This is a genomic window from Desulfonatronospira sp. MSAO_Bac3 (assembly GCF_003838035.1).
In the GTDB taxonomy this organism is placed as follows: domain Bacteria; phylum Desulfobacterota; class Desulfovibrionia; order Desulfovibrionales; family Desulfonatronovibrionaceae; genus Desulfonatronospira; species Desulfonatronospira thiodismutans.
The window spans coordinates 1-2,045 of record NZ_QYZY01000201.1 but is presented as its reverse complement, the minus strand read 5'-3'; the positions used below and the strand labels follow the sequence as shown (position 1 = coordinate 2,045).

The window sequence follows — 2,045 nt, the reverse complement described above, 5'->3', positions numbered from 1 at the left end:
GAAGAAAGTGAGTGCTGGATGGTAAATTCAGTCAGCGGCATCAGGCCGGTGGCTGATTATCCTAACCATCCTGTTAATCCTGCCTAAGTTTCTTGTTTTTTATGACAGGTTTCAGGAGTAAGTCACTAAAAGCTCAAAAAACGATACACAGAATGAGGTTTATGTCTGGATCTGGCTTCCGAATCAAACTCATCCTGTAGTAGCTGGACGTCTGGCGTCCACAGCCCAGGGCCTCCAGTTCAATTATGGCCGAAGTTATCTGGAGAGAACAGATGCCATTCCCATTTATCTGCCGGAATTGCCTCTGCAGCCCGGGGTGCTGCCTTTGCCCCCGGGGCTTTCCATGCCCGGCAGTTTGCTATATGATATCTGCCCCCAACTCCGCACCGGACAGGAGGCAACCCAGGCCATGTTGATTTCAGGACACAATCGTTTCAGCCGGTTAGATGTTTGCAGAGATGCTGCACAACAGTTTCTTCTTTCAAAAACAGAAGCTCAGACCATCATGGATCACCAGATAGAAACCATCCATCAATATTGGAATCCGGTCTGCGAAGAAGCTGAATTGCCTCAAGCAGATAAAAACCTGTTGTGGTCAAGACAGTTCTTAAACCCATATTCCATTTGACTACAGCATTCTCTGCAGCTTGTTCCGCACCAGGGTTACGCGGGGACTGTCCCCAGTCACGCCAGAGGCGTGATTCCGGCACCCCCTGATTGCTTACCACAGATTCAGGTTCCACAAAAAGTGTTGGCCACCACTTCTTCAGGCCGGGGAGGCAAGGTATAGCTTTTGAAACCCTCCTGCTCCAGGTAAGGATTCTTCAGAAGCTCATTCATTTCATGAAAAAGGCTGAAATCGCCCTGATTGGCGGCCTCAATTATCTCCTCAATCTTGTGATTGCGAGGAATGAACACCGGATTGTGCTCATTCATCATTTTTTTTATCTCTTCCGGGTCCAGTCCCTGCTGCATAATCCTTCTGCGCCACCTGTCACAGAAATCCTTTAATTCATTACCGGGACTGAACCACCCTGGATAACTGCCCGAGTTTACAAGCTCTGCAAGATTTCTGAAGCTCTGCGTATAGTCCAGCTTTTCCCTCTCCAGGTAGTGCAGCCAGTCTTTGACCAGTTCTTTGTCCTGCTCCCCGGGATGATCAAATATACCCAGCTTGCAGCACATTTTTTCATGGGCCCTGCGCTCCAGAAATGCCTGAGTGCTCATCAGCTCATTTTCCAGAATGCGCACAGCTTCATTACTATCCTGAGGCATAAGCGGCAAAAGGCATTCCCCCAGCCGGGAAAGATTCCAGAGTACTATGGGCATCTGGTTGGAATATGCATAACGCCCGCCCTGGTCGATAAAACTGTACACCCGGTCATGGCTGAACTCATCCATAAAGGCGCACGGTCCGTAGTCTATGGTTTCTCCGGCCACGGACATGTTATCCGTATTCATAACTCCATGGATAAAGCCCAGGGCCATCCAGCCGCTGACCAGCTCAGCCTGCAGCCGCCCTACTTTTGCAAGAAAAAGTACAGGGGCGTCTGGTTCACCTTTGATTTCGGGATAGTGCCTTTGAATGGTATAATCCAGAAGGGTTTTCAGGCTTTCATGGTCCTGCCTGGAAGCAAAATACTCAAAGGTGCCGATGCGGATATGGCTTGAAGCAACCCGGGTCAGGACCGCTCCGGGCAAGGCTTTGTCCCGGTAGACCTGCTCGCCGGTCAGAACAGCCGCCAGGGACCTGGATGTGGGCAGCCCCAGGTGATGCATGGCCTCACTTACCAGGTATTCCCGCAAAACCGGACCCAGGGGGGCTTTGCCGTCCCCGCCCCGGGAAAAAGGGGTTCGGCCTGAGCCTTTAAGCTGCAGATCAAAACGCTGTCCCCTGGAATTTACCACTTCCCCCAGCAGAAGCGCCCTGCCGTCTCCCAGGCTGGGCACAAAACTTCCGAACTGATGTCCGGCATAAGCCAGGGCAATGGGATCAGAACCCGGCAGCTGCCTGTTGCCGGAAAAATAATCAGCAATATCTTTTT

General features: G+C 51.3%; 2 protein-coding genes. One reads left to right on the top strand and one right to left on the bottom strand.

Annotation, left to right across the window (positions count from 1 at the left end; genetic code table 11):
- The first annotated feature begins 343 nt into the window (after window positions 1–343).
- Window positions 344–628 (top strand): hypothetical protein, encoded by a 285-nt coding sequence (locus tag D5S03_RS06890; RefSeq protein WP_208596363.1) that lies wholly within the window; start codon window positions 344–346, stop codon window positions 626–628.
- Between the two features lie 104 nt (window positions 629–732).
- Here the strand turns inward: D5S03_RS06890 and D5S03_RS06885 are convergent.
- The coding region (locus D5S03_RS06885; RefSeq protein ID WP_287043148.1) for a protein adenylyltransferase SelO at window positions 733–2,045 on the bottom strand (1,313 nt) is incomplete at its 5' end.